The 24,175-nt window shown below is 40.2% G+C and carries 16 protein-coding genes and 1 pseudogene; 3 read left to right on the top strand and 14 right to left on the bottom strand.

Annotation, left to right across the window (positions count from 1 at the left end; translation table 11 throughout):
* Positions 1 to 118 precede the first annotated feature (118 nt).
* Positions 119 to 1,516, bottom strand: coding sequence for a glutathione-disulfide reductase (gene gor, locus IQ264_RS06995; protein ID WP_193979940.1), 1,398 nt, complete (start codon positions 1,514 to 1,516; stop codon positions 119 to 121).
* A 43-nt stretch (positions 1,517 to 1,559) separates the two neighbouring features.
* On the opposite strand from gor, the gene IQ264_RS07000 reads away from it, so the two are divergent.
* Positions 1,560 to 3,182 (top strand): mechanosensitive ion channel family protein, encoded by a 1,623-nt coding sequence (locus IQ264_RS07000; RefSeq protein WP_228061337.1) that lies wholly within the window; start codon positions 1,560 to 1,562, stop codon positions 3,180 to 3,182.
* A 236-nt stretch (positions 3,183 to 3,418) separates the two neighbouring features.
* Here IQ264_RS07000 and IQ264_RS07005 read toward each other — a convergent pair whose 3' ends face one another.
* The 8 genes from IQ264_RS07005 to IQ264_RS07040 all read right to left on the bottom strand — a co-directional run bounded on the left by IQ264_RS07005 (position 3,419) and on the right by IQ264_RS07040 (position 16,747).
* On the bottom strand, positions 3,419 to 4,294 hold the full coding sequence (locus IQ264_RS07005) for a HEAT repeat domain-containing protein (RefSeq protein ID WP_193979942.1): 876 nt from the start codon (positions 4,292 to 4,294) through the stop codon (positions 3,419 to 3,421).
* A gap of 232 nt (positions 4,295 to 4,526) precedes the next feature.
* A complete protein-coding gene (locus tag IQ264_RS07010; RefSeq protein ID WP_193979944.1) occupies positions 4,527 to 6,752 on the bottom strand; it encodes a tetratricopeptide repeat protein in 2,226 nt (741 codons plus the stop codon).
* Between the two features lie 5 nt (positions 6,753 to 6,757).
* The gene (locus tag IQ264_RS07015) at positions 6,758 to 8,020 is read right to left on the bottom strand and encodes a cation:proton antiporter (protein ID WP_193979946.1); all 1,263 of its coding nucleotides are present in this window, start codon (positions 8,018 to 8,020) and stop codon (positions 6,758 to 6,760) included.
* A gap of 303 nt (positions 8,021 to 8,323) precedes the next feature.
* On the bottom strand, positions 8,324 to 9,370 hold the full coding sequence (locus IQ264_RS07020) for a CHAT domain-containing protein (RefSeq protein ID WP_193979948.1): 1,047 nt from the start codon (positions 9,368 to 9,370) through the stop codon (positions 8,324 to 8,326).
* Between the two features lie 404 nt (positions 9,371 to 9,774).
* A complete protein-coding gene (locus IQ264_RS07025; RefSeq protein WP_193979950.1) occupies positions 9,775 to 13,830 on the bottom strand; it encodes a WD40 repeat domain-containing protein in 4,056 nt (1,351 codons plus the stop codon).
* A gap of 95 nt (positions 13,831 to 13,925) precedes the next feature.
* Positions 13,926 to 14,849, bottom strand: a complete 924-nt coding sequence (locus IQ264_RS07030) for a WG repeat-containing protein (RefSeq protein WP_193979952.1) — start codon at positions 14,847 to 14,849, stop codon at positions 13,926 to 13,928.
* 147 nt (positions 14,850 to 14,996) lie between these two features.
* Positions 14,997 to 15,611 (bottom strand): WG repeat-containing protein, encoded by a 615-nt coding sequence (locus tag IQ264_RS07035; protein WP_193979954.1) that lies wholly within the window; start codon positions 15,609 to 15,611, stop codon positions 14,997 to 14,999.
* Between the two features lie 68 nt (positions 15,612 to 15,679).
* Positions 15,680 to 16,747, bottom strand: a complete 1,068-nt coding sequence (locus IQ264_RS07040; protein WP_193979956.1) for a WG repeat-containing protein — start codon at positions 16,745 to 16,747, stop codon at positions 15,680 to 15,682.
* 249 nt (positions 16,748 to 16,996) lie between these two features.
* Here IQ264_RS07040 and IQ264_RS07045 point away from each other — a divergent pair, with 249 nt between their 5' ends.
* A complete protein-coding gene (locus tag IQ264_RS07045) occupies positions 16,997 to 17,311 on the top strand; it encodes a hypothetical protein (protein WP_193979958.1) in 315 nt (104 codons plus the stop codon).
* 275 nt (positions 17,312 to 17,586) lie between these two features.
* Here IQ264_RS07045 and IQ264_RS07050 read toward each other — a convergent pair whose 3' ends face one another.
* The 5 genes and pseudogenes from IQ264_RS07050 to IQ264_RS33840 form a co-directional block, all read right to left on the bottom strand.
* Positions 17,587 to 18,933: a (Fe-S)-binding protein gene (locus tag IQ264_RS07050; RefSeq protein ID WP_193979960.1), complete on the bottom strand. Its 1,347-nt coding sequence runs from the start codon at positions 18,931 to 18,933 to the stop codon at positions 17,587 to 17,589.
* Positions 18,934 to 18,981: 48 nt separating this feature from the next.
* Positions 18,982 to 20,307 carry an FAD-binding oxidoreductase gene (locus IQ264_RS07055; RefSeq protein WP_322744623.1) on the bottom strand — a complete coding sequence of 442 codons (1,326 nt, stop codon included), beginning with the start codon at positions 20,305 to 20,307 and terminating at the stop codon, positions 18,982 to 18,984.
* A gap of 2 nt (positions 20,308 to 20,309) precedes the next feature.
* On the bottom strand, positions 20,310 to 20,963 hold the full coding sequence (locus IQ264_RS07060) for a hypothetical protein (RefSeq protein ID WP_193979962.1): 654 nt from the start codon (positions 20,961 to 20,963) through the stop codon (positions 20,310 to 20,312).
* Between the two features lie 66 nt (positions 20,964 to 21,029).
* On the bottom strand, positions 21,030 to 21,278 hold the full coding sequence (locus IQ264_RS07065; RefSeq protein WP_265583024.1) for a DUF4351 domain-containing protein: 249 nt from the start codon (positions 21,276 to 21,278) through the stop codon (positions 21,030 to 21,032).
* Between the two features lie 6 nt (positions 21,279 to 21,284).
* Positions 21,285 to 21,410, bottom strand: a pseudogene (locus IQ264_RS33840) (DUF2887 domain-containing protein); the annotation flags it as partial.
* 154 nt (positions 21,411 to 21,564) lie between these two features.
* On the opposite strand from IQ264_RS33840, the gene IQ264_RS07070 reads away from it, so the two are divergent.
* The gene (locus IQ264_RS07070) at positions 21,565 to 24,105 is read left to right on the top strand and encodes a VIT domain-containing protein (RefSeq protein WP_193979964.1); all 2,541 of its coding nucleotides are present in this window, start codon (positions 21,565 to 21,567) and stop codon (positions 24,103 to 24,105) included.
* The last annotated feature ends 70 nt before the right edge of the window (positions 24,106 to 24,175 follow it).

Consider the following 24,175-nt stretch of genomic DNA (forward strand, 5'->3'; position numbering starts at 1 on the left):
CTCTTCAACTCTCTCTACCTCCTCTGCTCCCTACCTCCCTACCTCTTCTGCTCCTCTGCCCCTGGAGCTCCTCTGCCCCTCTGCCCCTGGAGCTCCCCTGCCTTCTGCCTTTTTGGAGCTATCGCAAAGTGACGAATTCTTCGGCTGTGGAAGGGTGAATTCCTACTGTTGCATCGAAGTCTTTTTTCGTTGCTCCCATTTTAACTGCGATCGCTACACCTTGAATAATTTCGGCGGCATTTTCTCCTACTATATGAGCGCCTAAAACTTTGTCGGTGTTGCTATCAACTACTAACTTAACCATAACTTTTTCATCTTTCCCAGTAAAGCTATGGTACATGGGACGGAACTGCGCTCGATAAATTTTTACGGCATCGCCATATTTTTCTCTAGCTTCAGATTCGTTTAAGCCAACTGTAGCTGCTTCTGGTTGAGAAAACACAGCGGAAGCGACGGTTTCATGGCTAAAAATTCGGGGATTATTGCCAAATTCAGTATCAGCAAAAGCCCGACCTTCATTGATAGCAACTGGGGTTAAATTAATCCGGTTTGTGCAATCTCCGACTGCGAAAATGTTTGGTTCTGTGGTGCGGCTATATTCATCAACTTTGATGGCACAATTGACGGTGTAACCATGCAAATTGGGCAAATCAGGATCGTCACACTGGACAATTTCCACGTTAGTATTTTCTAAACCAAGATGGGCGAGATGAGGAGCGCGACCAATGGCAATTAAAACTGCATCTACGGTGATTTTCTCTTCCGTATTTTTTGCTTTGTCTAAATAGGTTACTTCTAAACCGTCTGATACTTTTTCGATTTTTGACACATAAGTATTGGTGATAATATTAATGCCGTGCTTGGTCATAGCATCCTGAACGCCGCTGCGGATATCTTCATCGAAACCTCTTAAAAAGCGATCGCCACGAATAAACTGAGTAACTTCGCTACCAAGTCCATTCATAATACAGGAAAATTCTACAGCAATATAACCTGCTCCAATAGCGGCAAAACGCTTTGGTTGTTCTGGCAAAAGAAAGATTTCGCGAGAGGTAATCGCATATTCGGCTCCCGGAATATCAGGTTTAATTGCTTCTCCGCCCACAGCAATTAAAATTTTATCAGCTGTTACTTTGCGTCCATCTACTTCTATGGTATGAGGATCTAATAAAGTAGCATCGCCTTGAATTAATTCAACCCCAGCTTTTTCCAGGAAACTAATGTGTAGCTTACTCAGTCTTTTAACTTCGTTATCCACACTGGTGACAAGTTTTTTCCAATCAAAACTAGGTTGTACTTCACTCCAACCATAACCTACTGCATCTTCGTAATAATGAGCAAATTTGGAGGCGTAAACCATGAGTTTTTTAGGTACACAACCGCGAATAACACAGGTTCCACCGACTATATCTCGTTCAGCGATCGCTACTTTTGCGCCGTAGCTAGCTGCACGTTTGGAAGCTGCTAGTCCTCCAGAACCAGCACCAATGACAAAAAGATCGTAATCGTATGACATAAATTGTTATGCTCCCTAAATGAACATTTGTACAAGTTACATTATGAGTTGGTTAATTCGCTTTGGTTCCATAAAAATGAAATCTCTGAAGATAATTACCCTGAGCTTTATTTTAGGTTGTGTTTTGTCTGTCATGCCTGTTTTAGCACAACAAAATTCTACTGCTCATGTTACTCTTGATGGACGACAGTTATTTAAGGTTAGCCAATTAAATGAGTTTGATGCACAACTACGAGCTAATAATGCTAATCAAATCCTAAATCAGGCTGTGACTTCAGGCAACCGGGCGCAGGTAAAGGTACTGGAAATAAATGGTTTTCCTGTAATTCAGGTGAATGGCACTAATTTAGTCACAGTTACGGATAAAGATGTACCAGTTGGAGTTACTAAACAGGAGCAAGCTGAACGCTGGCAAAATATTTTACAAGCTGCTATTAACCAAGCACAGAAAGAAAGAAGACCGGGATATAATCGTTATGCGACCTTGGTTTCTTTGGGATCTGTTTTGTTAGGAATAGTGGTTACTTTGTTGTTAGGTTGGTTGTGGAAATATTGGTTAATTCCGTTACTTCCTACGCCTGAAAGAGTGAGGGAAACTGCTGTTCCGCCAAAAGTTCATTTGTTAGCAAAACTAATTTTAGGATTTCTGCGGTTAGGAGTTTGGTTATACGCTTTGGTGTATATTGCTAATTTGTTTCCCCAAACAAGGGCGCTGGGTCAAAAAATATCTGATGTTATAACTTACACTTTAGCAGAACCGATCGTTAATTTAGGAAGTAATTCCTATTCAGTTATTCAAATAGCTATTCTGATAGCGTTATTTTTGGTGCTTTTGTCGCTGACTAAAGTTGTCAGAAATGTTTTGCGATCGCGCGTGCTCTTGTTCACCGGGATGAATCGAGGAGATCAAGAGACGATCGCCACTATTGCCAACTATACTTTAATTTTCATTGGCACAGTTTTATTGTTACAACTTTGGGGATTAGACCTCAGTTCATTAACAATTTTCGCCGGGGTTTTAGGCGTTGGTATTGGTTTAGGTTTACAAGGAATTGCCAGAGAATTTGTCAGTGGTCTAGTAATTATTTTTGAACGACCTATTCAAGTCGGAGACTTTATTAACGTCGGACAATTTATGGGAACAGTAGAGCGAATTAGTGTTAGAAGCACTGAAATTCGCACTTTAGAACGACTTTCCATTATTGTCCCTAATTCCTATTTTCTAGAAAAAGAAGTAATAAATTGGAGTCAAGGTAGTCCAGTTGCTTTAATTAAACTACCTGTAAGAATTGCCTACAACTCAGATTTAAATAAAGTGCGCCAAGCTCTGCTTGATGCAGCAAAAGATCATCCTGAAGTAGCGTCAGATCCACCTCCAAACGTACTTTTTAAAAGTTATGGCGAAAATTATTTGAACTTAGATTTAACGGCTTGGATAACTGAACCAAGAAGACAGGTTGTAATTAAAAGCGACATTTATTTCCGCATTGATGAAATTTTCCGAGAACGCGACATAGAAATTCCTTACCCTCGACAAGAATTACATCTCCGTTCCGGCAATTTACCAGTAGAACTGTCCCCTGAGTTAGAAGCGTCTTTAACTAAATTGTTAAGTAACAAAGCTAATGGTTCTAATCAAGATGGACAAACCATTCTGCCAGAATAGCAAATAGAAAAAAGTAAAATATGTAGGGTGCGTTAATAACGCACCATTAAATATATTTGCTGCGTAATATCAAATAGAAAAAAGAAGGCAAAAAATCGGAGATCCCCCTAAATCCCCCTTATTAAGGGGGACTTAAAACTCAGTATAGTTCCCCCCTTGATAAGGGGGGTTAGGGGGGATCGACCATTTGTAGCAAACTTTTAGGTAATTGATATAAGTTATGTTAAAACAACTCTTTAAGTTTTAGGTTGTGGAGTTTGGCGAGGAATAGGAGTAGGAATCGCACTTGGACGGGGAGCGCAAATATTGGGACGAGGAGCAGATAAATTTGGTCTTTGTTCACATATATTGGGACGAGGAGCGCATAAATTGGGACGAGTAATGCAAGGGTTTGGACGCAAGTTATCGCGTTGATTTTGATTGTTCCTGACTTGGGAAATTTCTGTGTGAATTTGTCCTAAAGCTATGGCTGCACCTTTGCGAATTAGGGGATTTTTGTGTTGTAACGCTTCTGTAAGTGCGGGTGTAGCTGTTGCACCAATTCCCCTTAAAGCTATGCTGGCATTTAAGCGTATTTGTTCATCATTATCAGAGAGCATTTCTATTAGTATAGGAATAGTTTGTTTGGCTTGTGCACCAATTCCCGCTAAAGCAAAAGTTGCACCTCTGCGAACTAAAACATTGTCATCTTTTAATGCTTTTGTGAGTGCATAAACCGCAGGCGAACCAATTCTTCTTAATGCTACAGCAGCATCTAATCTCACTTGTTCATCTTCATCTTTTAACATGACAATTAGTTGCGGAATTGCGGTTTTTGCTTCTGGACCGATCGCGCCTAATGCGAAAGCTGCACCTCCCCGAATTTGTTGTTCTTTCTCTTGTAATGCTGCGGTGAGTACGGGAATTGCAGTTACACCAATTTTTCTCAATTCTCTGACTGTTTCTAAGCGTTTTATTTTATCAGTATCTCTAAGTTTTTCCACCTTAGTAATAATTTCGGTGTTGATGGCAGTTTGTGCTTTGACACTCCCGATTAATGGCAGAATTACAGAAAGGCAAATAAAGGCAATTTTGGGTGCTAGAATTAGTTTTTTCCGAGTATTGTTATCCATGATAAGTCCTGTCTTGTTTTAGATATAGACGAAGTATTTAGCAAAATGTTCTTTTAATTGAACCACTCCAGAAGCAGAGGACGCAGAGGAAGAGATGAGAAGAATGTAACTAATTGGAGATCACCCCTAAATCCCCCTTAAGAAGGGGTACTTAAACCAGACTCTTGTTCCCCCTTTGGTAAGGGGGTTAGGGGGGATCAACCATCTGTAGAAAACTTTTAGGTAATTGATATTATTTAAGTATTACTCTACGATAAAATTCTTCAAGTGCTGTTATAGAAGTTCGATCGTTGTAAAGGGAGGTTTGAGAATGTTTAATTTGTTCTACAATCTTTTGTCTCCACTCTGGTTGACAGCCTAATTTTACAGCTATTTGGATATATTCGGTTGGATTTTTAGCAATTGTTTCAGTAATTCCCAGCATTTTGAAAATTCCGTAAGTTTGACGCGATCGCATAAATTCACCTACGCAAGTAACTATTGGTAAGTTGCAAGCAATACTCTCTATTGTGGTGAGAAATCCAGTAAATCCAATTGTATCGAGGGAAATATCAGCTAATAAGTTAATTTGGCGGTAATCTTGTTGATTTTGGCGAGGTAAAATTATGCAATAATCTTCAAAATTTAAGTCAAATTTAGTAAATTCTTGTTGAATGCGTTGGCGAAATTGTTCGGTAATTTCATTTATTGGGTGAGCAATAAAAACAAATTGCGATCGCCCAACATTTTGAGCAATAGTAGGAAAAATATAATCATATTGCGGTAAGTATTTAAAAAGAGATTGACAGGATAAGTAAATAACTGCATTTTCCCGCAATTCAAAGTCGGCGCGAGTTTTCGTAATTGCAGGAATTAGTGGTTTACTGTAGGAAATGCCAATGTTAGGTAAGCGAATTAATTGCTCGGAATAATGCTCTTGAGCATTTTCTGGTTCTAGCGAATCTGCCGATAAATAATAATCAATTGTAGGCAATCCTGTCGTTACTGGATGTCCCCATGCTGCACATTGGATTGGTGCTAGTCGCAATGCTGCAAGCTGTGTCATTTGGGGTGTCATCCCAACATCTAGAAACACAAGAATATGTAATTTATCGTCAGTAATTTGTTGACAAGTTGCTTCTAAGTTATGAGGAATATGATGAAAGTAGTTACTATATTTTTGATATTCTTCTGTAATTTGGTCGATTTGATTATTTATGTAATAACAATAAATTTCAAAATCCTGCTTTTGGCAATATTGTATCCAACCAAGAAACACCATACCAACTGTATGCCAATGAAAACTATCAGAAACATATCCTATGTGGATTTTTTCAGGTTTTTTCAAAGGTGTAATTTGTTGCTTTTCCGCCCATTGTGGGTAGTTCGCTGACATTACTTGATGTACAAAATTACCATAAATTTTTTGTAACTCTAAATCGTTGTAACCTTGATATTGCAAATAAAAGTTAGTTCGCCAACTAATAGTTTGTAAAGCATTTTCTTTTGATTCTGTAGTTACTAAATCTATTGCTTGAGTTAATTTTGATAAACCTTGAGTAAATCTTTGTCTATAAAACTCTATTTCTGGCTGATTTTTATATAGGATTGGCAAGATACGCACATTTTCCAACTTTAGAGTTAAATTATTAGGAAATAAGTTTAAAGAATCATTGATTATTTTAATTGCTTCTTGAGTTTGTCCACATTCTTGTAAAGCAAGGCACAATTGTAAGTAAAGATCAACTTTTCCTGTTTGGGTATTGAGGAAATTTTGAAAATTAGTGATTGCTTGTTGATAATCTCCTTGATAATAAGCAGCATAACCAAAGTAAAGGGATGCTTGGGTTGATTCATTTTTAGCAGCGTAAGCAATAGCTAGATTATGCAGAATTACAGAGTCAGATGATTTGATTTGCAGAGAAGTTTGATAAGCAATAATCGCTTCCTCAATCTGCTGCTGCATCATCAACAAGTTGCCGAGATATAAATAACTTCGATAATCATTTTTATCTAGTTCTATAGCTTGCAGATAAATGGTTTCGGATTGAACGAAATCACCTGTTTCTGCCAAAAGTTTACCTAAACTATGATAAGCTTCAATCCAGTTAGGAGCAAGTTCTATAACCTTTTGAAAAGTTGCGATCGCTTCTTCAAGATAACCAATTTTTTCTAATACCAAACCTAAACTGTAATGTAAGTTAGGGTTAACAGTATCAATACTTAAAGCTTGAGATATAAATTCAAGTGCATCTTGATATTTTTCTTGGTTAAAATACACCATTCCTAAACCATCCCAAGCTTCAGCACAATCGCCATTTATGTGTAAAATTTCCTGATACTTTTCTGCTGCTTTTACCAAATTACCAGTATTATAAAATGCTAAAGCTTCACTCAATAGCACATCTATAACGAACTCATTTGAATTATAAACCCCTCCTTCTCTTCTCTCTGCGTCCTCTGCGTTTGGGCGGTTCATAAAAATTATGCTTTATCAACACCAGTCGTACTAACTATTTTCTCACGACGAATTTGCAAACTATGCTCATACAACTTCATTAAAGGAGTAGAACTAACGCCATGCAACATTACAGAAATTACAATGACTATATAAGTAATCCAAGCAATTTGTTCTCCTAAATTATCTTTTAATCCTTCACCAAAAGCATAGCATAAATAATACAATGAACCAACGCCACGAATACCAAACCAACCAAATAAATAACGGCTTATTTGAGGATAACCTCCTCCTATTGTACTAAGCCAAGCTCCTACAGGTCTAATCAGAAAAATTAACAGTACTGCTACTAATAATCCTTGCCCAGCAAATTGTACAAGTTGAGGTAATCTTAAGATGGAACCAAGTAATAAAATGGTGCCGACTTCCATTAGTTTTTCTATTCGTTCTGTAAACTCTAATTGGGATAGGCGTTTTTCTGGATTATGATAACTGCGTTGGGCAATAATTCCAGCAATAAACACAGCTAAAAATCCATAACCATTGACAACTTCTGTTAAGGAGTATGTAAGGAAAATGATGCTAAGTGCTACAAAATCTTCCATTAATACATCAACAGGACGAAATTCTTGTAGACGTTTGTCAATCCAAACTATTGCTTTGGGGACTAGAATACCCATAATAATACCAGCAGCAATTGCCCAAACTAAATCAATTGCTACCCACTGTTTAAACCAGTTATCCCAATTACTATCTTTTAAAGAATGGATACCAAAATAAACGAAGGGAAAAGCTAAAGCATCGTTTAAGCCGCCTTCAGATGTTAAACCAAAACGTAGTTCTTCTTGATCTTCTAGGTCGGCAATTTGGACTTCTGAAGCTAAAACTGGATCGGTTGGTGCTAGAATTGCGCCTAGTAAAATTGCTGGCCCCCAGTCCATTTTGAGGAGAAAATGTCCGATAAAGGCGATCGCAAAAATAGAGATAGGCATCAAAAGACCAATTAGCCGAACTGTTGACCCCCAAGCAATAGGATTCAGCGGACGATTCATTTTTAATCCACAACTGAAGAGGGAAACAATTACCACAAATTCTGTCAATTTTTCCAAAAAATTAGCATCAGGACGCAATTGAATTAAATTTGTGCCATAAGGCCCTAACAATATGCCAACAATTAAGTATATTAAAGCGAAAGATAGGGGTAATCGGGCAATCCAACCAGAGGCTAAAGTAACAATTAGTAGTAATAAACCGATAACTAGCAGGTCAAGAATATAGATATCTACCATAGCGACGCAAATATAATGAGAGCAGCCCCTTGAATTTACAAGTCTATCCTTGCCTCTCTAAATCACCTTTGGGCATATTTTTTAGTTATATTTCCCTATCTCTATCTATTGGCTGAAATATAGCAAGATCCCCCAACCCCCTTAAAAAGGCTTGATTAAATTCCTCCCTTTGCTTGGTTAAGGGTAGGGGCGAAGCATTCGGGCGACAATTTATTGTACAAAGCCCAAGATTTTCTCCCCGAATGCTTCGCCCTTTTTGGATTTATGCAAGAGGTATACAATTTCTCAACCAATTTACCAACTTCAAATTGTTAAACTCACCAAACTTAACAATTTGTGCCAATTTTCGCCTAACCAAGCAGTAGTATTAGTCAGGTGTGGTCGAAGTTTTGCAATTACAGAAGCAAACCCTTCTGCTTTCTGGGCATACTTTAAAGCTCGTTCTAAGGCATTACCCACCTCATCTTTATCTGGCTGTGGCTTCTTTAACTCATCTTGAGCATCTTCAAAGGCATTGTCAATTTTACGACGGTCTGAGCTTTCTAACTTCGCCACTATCTCACGTAAGGCGTTGAGTTCTGTTTCTATGTTGACGCTTGCAGGTGCGGGTAAACTAACGGATTGAAAATTAATGTTTGCAGTGTTGCTGTCTCCTGTTTGAATTGCGCCACCAAAATCACGCCCAATAGAACCAATAGAAACTGCGCGGTTTTGTGCGCCTTTATTATCATTACTCATATTATTATCGTTGTTAGATTTTACTGGATTTGTCGGCTGTTCTGTCTGATAACGCCGCCGCCTAAATTTAATTTCTGGGGTTAAATACTCTGGAATTGCCTGCAAATCAATAGAAGTACAACCCATTTGAAAACAATCTTCATAATTCCTTCCAGCCCACAAAGCTGTATAAAATCCGATGCTAAAGTTAATCGCTGCCTTATCCCCAATTGCCTGATTCATTCCCACTACGCAATCAATATATTGGTGAATTGCGGTGGCTTGTTCTTTGCTATAGCAGGCGTTGAGTAAGACACACTCGACTTGTTCTTGAAACAAATCAAATAGCTTTGCTAAGGCTTGGGTACTTACAAGTTGCATCCGCCCAGAATTATCTTCCAAAACTAATCCATCAGTACCAGAACCATGTCCCGAAAAGTGAACAATTGTTGGTTGATGTTGAGACAGGAAGCGGGTTAAATCATCGACTCGTACCGCAGATTCGGTGATGATTTGAAATTCGTTTCGATTGGCAGATAGTTGCAGTGTATTTTTGATTTCCCGTACTTCTTCATCTAGGCGTAGATTACTTGTGTTTTTGGGGTTGGCGGAGAGGATGAGGATTTTTTTCATGGTTTTATATGGAATATTTAAATGTTTGCTATAGATGTTTGATCCCCCCTAACCCCCCTTAATAAGGGGGGAACAAGATTCGATTTTCAGTCCCCCTTATCAAGGAGGGAATCTGCTTTAAAGTCCCCCTTGTTAAGGGGGATTTAGGGGGATCTCTTTGATTTATCCCCCCTAACCCCCTTTAATAAGGGGGGAACAAGATTCGGTTTTCAGTCCCCCTTATCAAGGAGGGAATCTGCTTTAAAGTCCCCCTTATTAAGGGGGATTTAGGGGGATCTCTTTGATTTATCCCCCCTAACCCCCTTTAATAAGGGGGGAACAAGATTCGGTTTTCAGTCCCCCTTATCAAGGAGGGAATCTGCTTTAAAGTCCCCCTTATTAAGGGGGATTTAGGGGGATCTCTTTTATTTCGTCGGGGTGGGTTCAAACTTAGGAACACCATCGCAGAGGTGCCTGTCGCTCTCGCTGACTTGAGGATTACTCTCTAAATAACTGCGTACCAAATCGCAATTACGCCTCAGTAAAGGGTCTAACTCCAATTCTGGAAGATTCCAGAGTTTGATCGTCTTGTCATCACTACCAGAAGCCAATGTCTTGCCGTCGGGGCTAAAACTGACGCTATTGACAGAGTTACTATGCCCTTTGAGGGTGCGGATTTCCCTTCCGGTGCCTAGATTCCAGAGTTTGATCGTCTTGTCATCACTACCAGAAGCCAATGTCTTGCCGTCGGGGTTAAAACTGACGCTAATGACAGAGTTACTATGCCCTTTGAGGGTGCGGATTTCCCTTCCGGTGCCTAGATTCCAGAGTTTGATCGTGCCGTCATCACTGCCAGAAGCTAATGTCTTGCCGTCGGGGCTAAAACTGACGCTAATAACAGAGTTACTGTGCCCTTTGAGGGTGCGGATTTCCCTTCCGGTGCCTAGATTCCAGAGTTTGATCGTCTTGTCATCACTACCAGAAGCCAATGTCTTGCCGTCGGGGCTAAAACTGACGCTAATAACAGAGTTACTATGACCTTTGAGGGTGCGAATTTCCCTTCCGGTGCCTAGATTCCAGAGTTTGATCGTCTTGTCATCACTACCAGAAGCCAATGTCTTGCCGTCGGGGCTAAAACTGACGCTATAAACAGGGTTACTATGCCCCATGAGGGTGCAGATTTCCCTTCCGGTGCCTAGATTCCAGAGTTTGATCGTGCCGTCAAAACTACCAGAAGCCAATGTCTTGCCGTCGGGGCTAAAACTGACGCTAATAACAGAGTTACTATGCCCCATGAGGGTGCGAATTTCCCTTCCGGTGCCTAGATTCCAGAGTTTGATCGTCTTGTCATCACTACCAGAAGCCAATGTCTTGCCGTCGGGGCTAAAACTGACGCTATAAACAGGGTTACTATGCCCCATGAGGGTGCAGATTTCCCTTCCGGTGCCTAGATTCCAGAGTTTGATCGTGCCGTCAAAACTACCAGAAGCCAATGTCTTGCCGTCGGGGCTAAAACTGACGCTAATAACAGAGTTACTATGCCCCATGAGGGTGCGAATTTCCCTTCCGGTGCCTAGATTCCAGAGTTTGATCGTCTTGTCATCACTACCAGAAGCCAATGTCTTGCCGTCGGGGCTAAAACTGACGCTATAAACAGGGTTACTATGCCCCATGAGGGTGCAGATTTCCCTTCCGGTGCCTAGATTCCAGAGTTTGATCGTGCCGTCAAAACTACCAGAAGCCAATGTCTTGCCGTCGGGGCTAAAACTGACGCTAATAACAGAGTTACTATGCCCCATGAGGGTGCGAATTTCCCTTCCGGTGCCTAGATTCCAGAGTTTGATCGTCTTGTCATCACTACCAGAAGCCAATGTCTTGCCGTCGGGGCTAAAACTGACGCTATAAACAGGGTTACTATGCCCCATGAGGGTGCGAATTTCCCTTCCGGTGCCTAGATTCCAGAGTTTGATCGTCTTGTCAACACTACCAGAAGCCAATGTCTTGCCGTCGGGGCTAAAACTGACGCTATAAACAGAGTTACTATGCCCCATGAGGGTGCGAATTTCCCTTCCGGTGCCTAGATTCCAGAGTTTGATCGTCTTGTCAACACTACCAGAAGCCAATGTCTTGCCGTCGGGGCTAAAACTGACGCTATAAACAGAGTTACTATGCCCCATGAGGGTGCGAATTTCCCTTCCGGTGCCTAGATTCCAGAGTTTGATCGTCTTGTCAACACTACCAGAAGCCAATGTCTTGCCGTCGGGGCTAAAACTGACCCTCCAGACATAGCTATTATGCCCTTTGAGGGTGCGAATTTCCCTTCCGGTGCCTAGATTCCAGAGTTTGATCGTCTTGTCAGCACTACCAGAAGCCAATGTCTTGCCGTCGGGGCTAAAACTGACGCTAATGACAGGGTTACTATGCCTCTTGAGGGTGCGGATTTCCCTTCCGGTGGCTAGATTCCAGAGTTTGATCGTCTTGTCATCACTACCAGAAGCCAATGTATTACCGTCGGGGCTAAAACTGACGCTATAGACATAGCTATTATGCCCTTTGAGGGTGCGGATTTCCCTTCCGGTGGCTAGATTCCAGAGTTTGATCGTGCCGTCAAAACTACCAGAAGCCAATGTCTTGCCGTCGGGGCTAAAACTGACGCTATTGACAGAGTTACTATGCCCTACCAAACTGTTGCGTTCTCTTCCTTGAGCAACACCTTCCAGCAAGGCATTCATCACTTCTGGGTTGGTTGTGTGTTGGCTTTGCAGAATTTTTCTGGCATTGATCGCTGCCACAAAAGCATCTAAATCTTTTCCTTCATTAAATAAGGACTGGGAATAGCGACCCAGAGATTCAGCTTGATTGAGTTCCGATTGATTCTTCTGATTCCACGCCATCAAACCCAATCCTGTACTAATCACCACCGCTACCACTGAACCCGCTGCAATTCCCCAGGCGGTTCTGATTTCCCGCTTCCGGCGGGCTGCTTCGACTTGTTTGAGGCGATTTCCTTCTTCGATACTCTGCTCAATAAATTCTTGCTCATCAATTAAGTCTTCCGGGCGTTGCTTCAGTTGTTCTTCTGCTTCTGCTAATGCTGCACCACGCAACAATGAACCCGAATCTCGATTCGTTGCTTCCCATTGTCCCTTTGCTGCCCGTAATCGTTCTTGCCAAGCTCGAAAAACGCGGTCTGTATTCATCCATTCTCGCAGTTCTCCCCAATTGCGAATCAGAGCTTCATGGACTACCTCTACTGTTTCTTGGCTGGTAGCGTTGCGACTTGTCACTACTAACCGAGCATCAGCCAATTGTTTTACCAAAGACCAGCTTTGCTCTCCCAATTCTGCTTTCATCGCTATGCGTCTGGTATCTTCTACTCCCTCCCCTGGACGCACCAACTGAATAAAAATGCGCCGGACTTTTTCCTTCTCCTCATCTGTCAAGTTGCAATATTTCTCATCAGCATGGCGAGCTAATGCACCTTCTACTTGACCAATTTCTTCATAGATTTCGTGAGTTAATTGTTTACCCGTGCGCTTGTTCCACAACTCCGTTAATGCAAACTCTAGCAAAGGTAAATTTCCCGGTTGGTCTTCCACATCATCCAAAATGCGTTTTACCAGTCCATCTTGAAAAGTTACCCCCAACTTTTTCGCAGGTTTGACAATCACCTGGGAAAGTTCCTCACGGTTCATTGACCTAATTTTGATATCCGCATTGCGTAACACTTCCCCAAATTTAGGATAGGAGAGGGCATTTCCCAAAAAATCCGCCCTCATGGTTGCAACTAGCACCCTGGAAAATTGACTCTGAGAAGGGAAAGTTGGAAAGCTGGCTAATAAGATATCTAAAAAACTATGGCGAGTTTTCTGCTCCGCACACAAAGTATAAAGTTCTTCAAATTGGTCGGCAATCAACAACACCCGATGATTGGGATATTTCTGTTGAATTTTGGAGAAAACATCTTGAAGCAGAACGGAACCATTAACAAAAAATTCAGCTAACTGACGAGCTTGAGCCATTTGTTCGGTAGCATTTTTATCAGGCTCGTAAAGTGGAACCAGCGCCTCAGCCAAAGCATGAAAAGGTTCTGAACCTGGACGAAAGTGAGTAAATAACCAGTGATGTTCTTGTTGCAGTTTTGGCACTAATCCCGCCAACACTACTGAAGATTTCCCACTTCCCGACGCACCCAATAAGAGGATAAAATTGCGGGTTTGAGTTGCCGCGAAAAGTTCTTCTACAAATACCTCGCGTCCAAAGAAATATTTGGCATCATCGGGCCCAAAGTGAAACAAACCGCGATAAGGACAGGGAAGATTTTCATCATCAGCAACAGTAGATTCAACAGGTACTACTGGTATATTTTCACGGTAATAGTAATTAGTGATGGTAATAGTAGCAGTGTTACTATCTCCAGTAATAATGGCACTGCTGTTAGCACTACCTTTAAGTTTGGCGCTGCGGTCTTCGTCTCCCATCGGACCCTCACTGCTATATTCAACAGCAAAACCAAATGGTCTTCGTCTCCCATTGCACCCCCGCTCATATTATATTTTGCAGCGAAACCAAATTCTTATTTTTTAATATTTTCTACAAAATTTCCAGTCTTATCAATATATCCCGTTTTATCACCGAGTCTCACTTCTGCTAACCCTCCAGAAAAACTGGCAGCAACATCAAACTGTGGTGGAATAACAAATTTTCCAGTTTTATCTATGTAACCATTTTTATTATTAATAGATACTCTGGCTAAACCTTCAGAAAATGAATCTGCACAGGCAAACTGTGGAGTAATGACAATTTTCCCTGTTCTATCCATATAGCCATATTTGCCACTATTAGGAATATCGGGGTTTTCATCAATTATTACTTGTACCAACCCTTCGGAAAAGGTAAAAGCATGAGCTAAATTGATGGGAATAACTACTTTTCCACTGGGGTCAATATAACCATATTTTCTATTAGTCTTTTGACTGTTAGCAGACTTATCATCTAATCCTACTAATCCCAACCCTTCAGAAAAATGTTTTGCTTCATCATATTGAGGAGGAATTACTACATTTCCTGTTTTGTCGATGTAACCCCACTTATTGCCAATTTTAACTGCTGCTAATCCTTCGTTAAATTCTAAGGCATCATCAAATTTTAAAGCAATAACTATTTGACCTGTTTCTGCGACATAGCCATATTTGTTTTTAATTCTTACCATGCCTAAACCATCAGAAAATTTCCTGGCTTCGTCAAATTGAGGAGAAATGATTATTTTACCAGTGTGATCGGCATAACCATATTTATCATTTTCTTGGATGGGAACTAAAGCACTATTATTTTGATTATTACCGTTTTGAGGAGTGGGAATAACTGATGGTTCTGGTTTGGCTTCTTGGGTCATATTATGAGTATCTGAAGCCAGTGCTGATGGGAATTTATAGCTAACTGTGCTGAAGCACGCAGCTAAAAGAGTTAATAGAAAAATTTTATTTAAATTACGCTTCATTTTAATACACCTAAGTTACTTTAATATGATTATAGTTTAGTCGATCGCAGATAATTGTCAATATTTCAATATCTAGGTGTTTAAATTGACAAAAAATGGTGGATAAATTGCCGCTTATAGTGAGTTTTTAGTATTAAAAGTAACTGCTCATTCTGTAGGGTTCCAAATAAATTTTCCGGTTTTATCAATGTAACCCCACTTCGAGCCAACTTTGACAGATGCTAATCCTTGTAAAAAATTTTGCGAGTCTTCAAACTGTGGTGCAATGACTATTTCTCCTACTTTATTGATATAACCCCATTTTTCACCAATTTTTACTTCTGCCATGCCTTCGGAGAAGTCTTCCGCATCATCAAACTGAGGTGAAATAATCATCTGTCCTGTGCGATCGAGAAAACCCATTTTTCCATTAGACATTACTCCTGCTAGTCCTTCTGAAAAGTCATCAGCGTCATCAAATTGTGCTGCAATAACTGTTTTTCCTGTGCTATCAATATAACCAAACTTATCGCCAACTTTTACTTTCGCCATTCCTTCTGAGAAATCAAAAGCTTCATCAAATTGAGCAGTAATAACTATTTTACCTGATTGGTCAATATAGCCATATTTGCCATTTTGTTTGACCAGAAAGAGTTTATTGATTGTTTGATTTTGCTGACTTACGCTAGTTGATGCTTGGGTTTGTTCTAGAGGGCGACAAGATACCAAACCTAAAATACTTAAGTAAAGGAAAAAAGGTATAAATTTGTGAAGTTTGCTCATAGGTAAACTGAGTTTTTGTCGCCATTTTGTTCTTTATGTTTATACCACAACTAAGTGTAAATTAGTAATTATTTCGTTGGATTCCAAACAAATTTACCTGTTTTATCGATATAACCGATTTTCCCATCCTTGCTTCCTACTGCTGCGAGTCCATCAGAAAAACTATCTACTTCATCAAATTGAGGTTTGATGACTATTTTTCCAGTTTTGTTAATAAATCCCCACTTGTTACCTATTCTAACTGTTGCCAATCCTTCGGAAAAAACATTAATTTCATCAAATATAGGTTTAATTACTACTAAGCCTTTTCTATTAGTAAATCCCCATTTATTACCAATTTTCACTGGTGCTAACCCTTCATAAAAAATGCTAGCTTCATCAAATATAGGCTTAATCACTACTTTCCCAGTTTTGTCAATAAATGCCCATTTTTTGCCAATCTTAACAGAGGCTAACCCTTCATAAAAAATGCTAGCTTCATCAAATATTGGTTTAATTACTACTTTGCCTGTTTTATCTATATGACCCCATTTTTTGCCAATTCTAACAGATGTTAGTCCTTCCGAAAAAATACTAACTTCATCATAATTTGGCTTAATGACTACTTGACCTTTTGGGTTTATATAGCCCCATTTATTACCTATTTTGACAGATGCTAATCTTTCAGAAAAGCCTTCTACTTCAACAAACTGAGCTTTAATGGCAATTTTTCCGGTGTCGTTAATATAACCCCATTTGGAACCAGTTTTAACAGCAGCTAAATTTTCTGAAAATATGCCTGCTTCCTCAAATTGAGGCTTGACAACGATTTTCCCTGTCTGATTAATATAACCCCATTTCGAGTTTATATTGACTGGTGCTAAACCTTCTGAAAAACTGAAAGCTAAACCATATTCAGGTTGAATAATAACTTTTCCCGTGCGATCGATAAAGCCTTCTTTACCGTTTTTACTAATGAGAAAAAGTGATTTTTGTATTTGCTGATTTGGGTTTGTCTGTGATTTAGAACTAGATGCTTGAGCTTGCTGTTCAGTGGCGGCTAATTCATCAGGTTGTGTTTTTGGGCTACAGGATGTTAAACCCAAAAGGGCAAAACAAAGGAAAAGAAAAATTGATTGGTTAATTTTGTTGTTCATTGTTAGAAGAAGTAAACTGCTGAAAAATGGCTTAAGTTACAGGTTTTGTATGGGTTTAAATTACTGGAAACTTGACCAAGATCAAGTTTAATAGCTGAAGTCTATTATGGATTTTCTTGGATGATTCTTTTTTAAGAATAAATTTGTTTATACTCTTTGTTGATAATCAAGGAAGAACTTGTCCAAATGTGAGTGTTTTTACTATGTGCGATCGCTTACTTTTCATGTTAATACCGTAAAAGTTTCTCTATGTCAACAAAAATGGTTGTCAAAAGGCGATCGCTAAATACATTAAAACCCAAACTAATTTTACTAGCAAAGGATAGAAAAGCTCTGAATTATGAAGTATTAAGAAGATTTGCTGAGGCGACTGGGGCGGTAGAATGCTTTTGGAGGATTAGCGATCGATCTTTTTCGGGTTGCGTGGCGGAAGTTTGGTTTAACGAGTTGCAAATAGCCGGAGAGTTTGCGGGGGTGTGTAGCGATCGAACTGGTGTAAATTGTAAGTTGCGAGTAACTTCCGAAGGGCCAGCTAAATTTTATGTGACTGTACCTTGTTTGTAAAGATGGGAAAGTTAGACTTTTTATCAAAGTATTTAGGTTTAATTTAAACCACAGATGTCCACAGATGAACACAGATGAATTTGTTACTATATCTGTGGACATTACTTAACGCAAGTTGCTAGTTATTAATTCTTTCGGAGTTCCCCCCTTGAGTAAGGGGGGTTAGGGGGGATCTTCGGCTTTGATTACTAGGTTTAGATCCCCCCAACCCCCCTTATTAAGGGGGGCTAAGAAACAGCCAGACTTGTAACTAGCAACCTGAGTTACTTACAAACTTATGCGTCGATTTTCACACCGCGAATTGAAAAATCTAATAATTCGATCGGGTGCATAATCGGAATTTCTTTTTCTTGCATTTGCAAATGTTTATTAATTTGTAAACTACAACCAGGGTTAGCAGAAGCAATTAACTGTGCCCCAGTATTCAACAAATTAGTAACTTTTTGTTGTCCCAATTCTTCCGCAACTTCTGGTTGCAGCATATTATAAACACCTGCGCTACCACAACATAAAGCAGCATCAATTGGTTCTCGCAGTTTTACCCCTGGAATTTGCTTTAATAATTGACGAGGTTGGATACTAATTTTTTGTCCATGCAACAAGTGACAAGCATCTTGATAAACCATTGTCAACTCATTATCAGTTATCGGTGAAAGTGGCGCGGTTAATCCCACTTCTGCCAAAAATTCTTGGGCATCTTTCACCTTAGCTGCAAAAGCTTTCGCCTTTTCCCGATAGTTAGGATCGTCTGCCAAAATATGACCGTATTCTTTCAAAGTGTGACCACAACCAGCAGCGTTAATAATGATATAATCAACGCCTGTTTCTGCAAAACTATCAATCATTTGTCGTGCCAAAGTTTGGGCTTGTTCTCTTTGTCCTTGGTGTTCTGGTAAAGCAGCACAACAACCTTGAGATTTAGGAATCACCACCTCACAACCATTAGCAGTTAAAACTCTCACAGTTGCTTCATTTACCTTAGAAAAGAAAAGTCTTTGTACACAACCCAAAATCACCCCTACCCGATATCTTTTTTCCCCTTTGGCTGGTATAACTTCCGGTAAAGTATCGACAAAAGATTTAGCGGTTACATCGGGTAAAAGAGACTCCATCGCCCCTAAGCGGGGAGATATTTTTTTCAGTAATCCAGTAGCGCGGAAAAACTTAGGAAATCCCAACTTTTGATACACCAACAAAGGTGCTAACAAAACCCTTAACCTTTGGGGATAAGGAAACAAATTAAAAATCAGTTTTCTATAAAGATTATCCGGTAAACTCCGCGAATAATTTCTCTCAATTTGCGGACGAGTTGCGGCAATTAACTTGTCATATTGTACCCCGGAAGGACAAGTAGTAACACAAGCCAAACAACCCAAACAACTATCAAAATGCTGCACCGTTCCTTCAGCAAGTGGCGCTTCACCCTCATTAATCGCATCCATTAAATAAATGCGCCCTCTCGGAGAATCCATCTCCTTACCAATCACCCGATAACTCGGACAAGTGGAAAGACAAAAACCACAATGTACACAAGTATCAATTAACTTTGGATTAGGCGGATTCTTCGGATCAAATCCCTGCGAATCCTCATTATTTGTTGCTGGTTTCTCTGAAATCTGCATCTTCTCTTCCTTCTCTGCGTTCTCTGCGTCTCTGCGGTTCAAAATAAACTAAATCCCTGCCACAAACCGATGAGGACTAAAAATATTATCAGGATCAAACTGCTGTTTAATTTTTCGCATTACATCCAAAGCATTGCCACTGTAACCCCAAACATCCAACTGTTTTTTCCAAGCCAAAGGTGCTTCTAAAACCGTGAGAAACCCACTGTTTAATTGACAAAAATTCCTCATTTGTAAAATTGTGTCAGAAGACAACTTTGAGCTATCAAATTTTAACAATCCTAAGCCACTACTAGCATGAATCAATCCCATACTTTCCGGGGCAAGATTATCCAGTTGAGTCAGGGTGTTAACAGTAGCAGTGGGTAATACTCCTATTTTGCAGGCGATCGCCAATTCCGTGTCAACTTCCCACATAGAATATTGTAATCGTTGCCATAGATTTGTTTCATCATTAGCCAAAAAACTGCTACCTGACAAACCCAACTTTTGCCCAACTTCTAAAAGTCGGTTTGATTGTTCTTGAACACTTTCAGCAACACTTTGGAAACGAATAATTAAACCCATACCTTTACCCAATCCCAAACGATTTACTAATTGGGTGGATAATAAATCAATTGCTACGGGAGTTAAAGCAGAAGCAAGCAGAATTTTGTTAACCTCAGCAATGGCATCTGTGGCACCAATTAACACTACAGTTTGGGAAGCTTCTGGCATTGGATAAAGTCGAAAAGTGACTTGACTAATAATTCCCAAAGTGCCAAAAGAACCCGTAAATAACTTCATTAAATCGTATCCGGCAACATTTTTTACTACTCTGCCACCAGCTTTAGCAATTTTGCCATCATAACGGACAAAAGAAATTCCGAGTAGCATATCTCGCACGCCGCCGTAGCGTTGACGCAACGAACCCGCATCAGCTGTAGCGACGATGCCACCAAGGGTTGCCATTTGGGGATATGCTGGGTCTAGGGCGAGAAATTGGTTTTTTTTGCTTAAAATGTCCTGAATATCGCTAAATTTCGCTCCTGCTTCGGCGGTGAGGGTTAAATCGCCTACGGCGTGTTCAACGATGCAGTTCAATTTACTAGTGTTAATTATTACATCAATTTCTTTAGCTAAACCGCCCCAATTCAGTTTGCTCCCGTTCCCGCAAGGTAAGACACGCCAACGGTTTTTGTCAGCACAAGCGATGATTTCGGCAAGTTCTTGCTGTGTGTTGGGATATACAAGACAAGTAGGATAAGTGCTGGAAAAAATTGCTTGAGATATCTGTTTTTGCTTGTCAGCTTCGATATTTTCCCAAGCACGGATACTGGCAGACCCGACTATACTTTCTAATTGAGGAGCGATCGCTTTCGTTTGCTGAATCACTATTATATTTTTATATCGTTGATTGCTGTTAAAAATTTTATTTCTTCTTGCATATTCTGTCTAGCCTGAAGTTCCAAGGCATCAAACATTTGTTGAGTATAATATATCCTTTTTCGTTGGCAAAATTTGTCTAATACTTGCAACCTACCCGTGCGATACTCTGGTTCTGATAACCAAGCATACTCTTTTCGGATCGACTTGGCATACACTTGATATTCGGCTTGAGAAGCGCCTAATATTGATAAGTCTGCATCCAAAAAAATTTGACTATCTATATCGCTATCGGCTGAGATTTGATGGCTTTTAGTGGTCAAAATCAACTGACAAATAGTAGCTACGGTTGAGGATGGAATACCTAAATTTGTCAATACCTTGGTTGCTTTGGCGGCGCTTTTTTCTTCATTATCTTTGGCTTTTGGATCGTAGATGATATCGTGAAACCAAGTGGCAAATTGAAGTGCAGGGAAATTCTGGGAATGCGATCGCATTTTTTCAATTATTTCTAAAACTTGCTGAATGTGAACTAGGTTATGGTAGTATCTATAAGGACTGGAATAAGCAAATATTAATTCAAAAAAAATTTGCTTGCTAATCGTTGAATCGACTGCAAATTGTACTAGTAAAGATTGCCATTTAGAAAGTGCGATTTCTTGCATTTCTTTTATAAAAATCACTACATCGGGATTGTTTCACCCGATTAAAATACTTGATTCAACAGCAGTTTAATGTGCCTCTAACCAAGCTAACAAATCATCCACACTGTTAAAATCCAACAATGCCTCACTTAAATCTTCCAGTACAGATAGCGGTAAGTTAGAAATGCGTCCGCTGAGATCGTCGGATAACTCTCTAAAACGGCGCGACAACTGACGGAGAACTAGACTAGCAGCTTCCTGCTGTCTTCCTTCAAGTTGTCCTTCTTCTTTGGCTTCGCGATAAACTCTACTTTCTTCCAATCGCATTCCTAGCATTGCTTCCACCTCCCGGCGACTTAAATTGGTGAACTTGTAAACTATGATTGTGGCGATCGTATTTATTATGGCGCGACTTGCCTCTGATTCGCTGACTTCTTGTTGGGCTCGTGTCAGTAAATATCGTCCTTCTTCTGCTGCTTGTTATTCTTCGACAATAGTCAACACCATTAAAGCTATCCCTATACGTAATTACTTTAAGAAATCGGGTTTTGGCAACAATTTTTGAGCAATAAATGTCATGTTAAAGGGAAATCGCTGTAAAATATCATCCCATGATTCAGTTATGAAACTTATCTCTCTCTTACCCGCAACTTTACTTCTCTCTGGTACGATGGGCACGGTTGTTCTATCTTTGCCTCTATCTCCGCAAATTTTGGCACAAAGGACTAGAAGTGATTCTCCCACACCGCAAAATCAACAACAACAACCAACTGGCGGTTTGTTTGTTCAATCTAAAGACGGAAAGCAACAAGTTTTTCCTCTCAAACATACGGAAGTGAAAGCAAAAGTCAGCGGAAATGTCTCACGAGTTGAGGTGACACAGACTTTTGAAAATCCTTTTTCAGACCCTTTGGAAGCGATTTATGTATTTCCATTACCGGATGAGGCGGCGGTGGATGATATGGAAATTAAGATTGGCGATCGCATTATCAAAGGTAACATTAAAAAACGAGAAGAAGCACAGGAAATTTACGATCGCGCCCGCCGAGAAGGAAGAACCGCCGGATTATTAGAACAAGAAAGAGATAATATCTTTACCCAATCTCTTGCTAACATCAAACCTGGCGAAAAAATTGATGTCACTATTCGTTATACCGATAGTCTGAAATTTGAGGGCGGGAACTACGAATTTGTTTTTCCAATGGTAGTTGGGCCAAGATATATTCCCGGTAATCCGATCCCCCCAACCCCCCTTAATAAGGGGGGCGAAGGGAGGAACACCCCCCTTAATAAGGGGGGCGAAGGGAGGAACACCCCCCTTAATAAGGGGGGCGAAGGGGGGATCGATACTGACAGAGTTCCTGATGCTTCGCGCATTACTCCACCCGTTTTGCGTCCGGGTACTCGTTCCGGTCATGATATTAATGTCACGGTGGAAATAGATGCGGGAGTGCCAATTTCTGAAGTTAATTCTACTTCCCATAAAATCACTACTTCCCGTCAAATCAATGTCGTAAAAGTACAATTAGCTAACGAAGATACTATTCCCAACAAAGACTTAATTTTACGCTATCGCATTGCAGGAAATAACACTCAAGCAACAGTTTTAACTCAATCTGATGAAAAAGGCGGTCATTTTGCTGTTTATTTAATTCCCGCTTTGCAATATCGCCGTGATGAAATTGTGCCTAAAGATGTAGTTTTTTTGATGGATACTTCTGGTTCTCAATCAGGGGAACCTTTGGCAAAATCAAAGGAGTTAATGCGCCGTTTTATTAATGGTTTAAATCCTAACGATACTTTCACAATTATCGATTTTGCCAATACTACGCAACAATTATCTCCTACACCGTTAGCGAATACTGCTGAAAATCGTAGTAAAGCAATGGCCTATATCGATCGCCTTGATGCCAGAGGCGGTACGGAATTACTTAATGGGATTCGCGCTGTTCTAAATTTCCCTCCTGCATCATCAGGAAGGTTGCGAAGTGTTGTACTTTTAACTGATGGTTATATCGGCAATGAAAATGAAGTAATTGCTGAAGTTCAAAGAAATTTAAAACCCGGAAATCGTCTTTATGGTTTTGGCGTTGGCAGTTCGATAAATCGGTTTTTAATTAATCGCTTGGCAGAAGTAGGAAGAGGTACTGCCCAAGTGATTCGTCAGGATGAACCGACTCAAGAAGTGGCGGAAAAGTTTTTCCGTAAAATCAATAATCCGGTACTCACAAATATTCAGGTTAGTTGGCAAGGAGGAGGGGAAACTGCAACTATTTACCCTTTAGCTGCACCGGATTTGTTTGCTAACCAACCGTTAGTTTTGTTTGGCAAAAAGCGAGATAAAATTAATGGAAATCTGCGGATTGTTGGGGTTGCTGCTGGTGGGAAACGTTATGAAAAAATGCTGCCAGTTAATTTTAATAGTACGGGAAATTTGGCGATCGCACAACTTTGGGGACGCGCCAGAATTAAGGATTTGATGAATCAAATGTTTGGCGGCGAAACTAAATCTGGCGTGGATGCAGTGACGGAAACAGCTTTAAGTTATCGCTTGTTGTCGCAATACACCGCTTTTGTCGCCGTCAGCGAAGAGGTAAGGGTGAATCCTGATGGTACTCGTCAGCGAGTAGAAGTTCCCGTAGAATTGCCCGAAGGTGTCAGTTACGAAGGAATTTTTGGTCGAGAAGAAGGCGTTTCTCCTGGTAGTAACTTGCCTTTAGCTGCATCTCCTAGTCGTCGCACTAGTGGAGGCGTTCTCAGTCAGGATTTCAGCACCACCAATCGCGTGCAAGGACAGACAACTTTCCCACAATCTCCCCCACCACCACCACCACCACCACCGCCAGTTCGCGGACTTGATGGAGATGTGACACAAAATACTTCGCGGATTGAGGTGATTAGTGCTGATGGATTGGATGCAAATGCGATCGCATCGATTACACAAAAGTTGCAAAATGTCAATATTCCTCAGAATATTAGTGGCGAAATAGTCTTAGAATTGTCGCTGCAAAATGGACGGGTGAGGCGAATTATTTTCGATGATAAAGCATCGACGGTGAAAGAGCAAAAAGTGATTGATGAGATTAGGCGATCGCTTTTAACTTGGCAAGCTCCCCAATCTATTAATAATACCATTCGTCTACGGCTGCGAATTCGGAATTAGGGAACCCAGTCTTGCAGATGTACATTATGCAACTGAAAACAACTATATATTAGTCTCGCTCAGTATATAG

Source organism: [Phormidium] sp. LEGE 05292 (assembly GCF_015207735.1).
Lineage (GTDB): Bacteria > Cyanobacteriota > Cyanobacteriia > Cyanobacteriales > Aerosakkonemataceae > Floridanema.

Coding starts and splice junctions, on each gene's coding strand:
- gor (WP_193979940.1), bottom strand. CDS start 1,516: ATGTCATACGATTACGATCTTTTTGTCATTGGTGCTGGTTCTGGAGGA.
- IQ264_RS07000 (WP_228061337.1), top strand. CDS start 1,560: ATGAGTTGGTTAATTCGCTTTGGTTCCATAAAAATGAAATCTCTGAAG.
- IQ264_RS07005 (WP_193979942.1), bottom strand. CDS start 4,294: ATGGATAACAATACTCGGAAAAAACTAATTCTAGCACCCAAAATTGCC.
- IQ264_RS07010 (WP_193979944.1), bottom strand. CDS start 6,752: ATGAACCGCCCAAACGCAGAGGACGCAGAGAGAAGAGAAGGAGGGGTT.
- IQ264_RS07015 (WP_193979946.1), bottom strand. CDS start 8,020: ATGGTAGATATCTATATTCTTGACCTGCTAGTTATCGGTTTATTACTA.
- IQ264_RS07020 (WP_193979948.1), bottom strand. CDS start 9,370: ATGAAAAAAATCCTCATCCTCTCCGCCAACCCCAAAAACACAAGTAAT.
- IQ264_RS07025 (WP_193979950.1), bottom strand. CDS start 13,830: ATGGGAGACGAAGACCGCAGCGCCAAACTTAAAGGTAGTGCTAACAGC.
- IQ264_RS07030 (WP_193979952.1), bottom strand. CDS start 14,849: ATGAAGCGTAATTTAAATAAAATTTTTCTATTAACTCTTTTAGCTGCG.
- IQ264_RS07035 (WP_193979954.1), bottom strand. CDS start 15,611: ATGAGCAAACTTCACAAATTTATACCTTTTTTCCTTTACTTAAGTATT.
- IQ264_RS07040 (WP_193979956.1), bottom strand. CDS start 16,747: ATGAACAACAAAATTAACCAATCAATTTTTCTTTTCCTTTGTTTTGCC.
- IQ264_RS07045 (WP_193979958.1), top strand. CDS start 16,997: ATGTCAACAAAAATGGTTGTCAAAAGGCGATCGCTAAATACATTAAAA.
- IQ264_RS07050 (WP_193979960.1), bottom strand. CDS start 18,933: ATGCAGATTTCAGAGAAACCAGCAACAAATAATGAGGATTCGCAGGGA.
- IQ264_RS07060 (WP_193979962.1), bottom strand. CDS start 20,963: ATGCAAGAAATCGCACTTTCTAAATGGCAATCTTTACTAGTACAATTT.
- IQ264_RS07065 (WP_265583024.1), bottom strand. CDS start 21,278: ATGCTAGGAATGCGATTGGAAGAAAGTAGAGTTTATCGCGAAGCCAAA.
- IQ264_RS07070 (WP_193979964.1), top strand. CDS start 21,565: ATGAAACTTATCTCTCTCTTACCCGCAACTTTACTTCTCTCTGGTACG.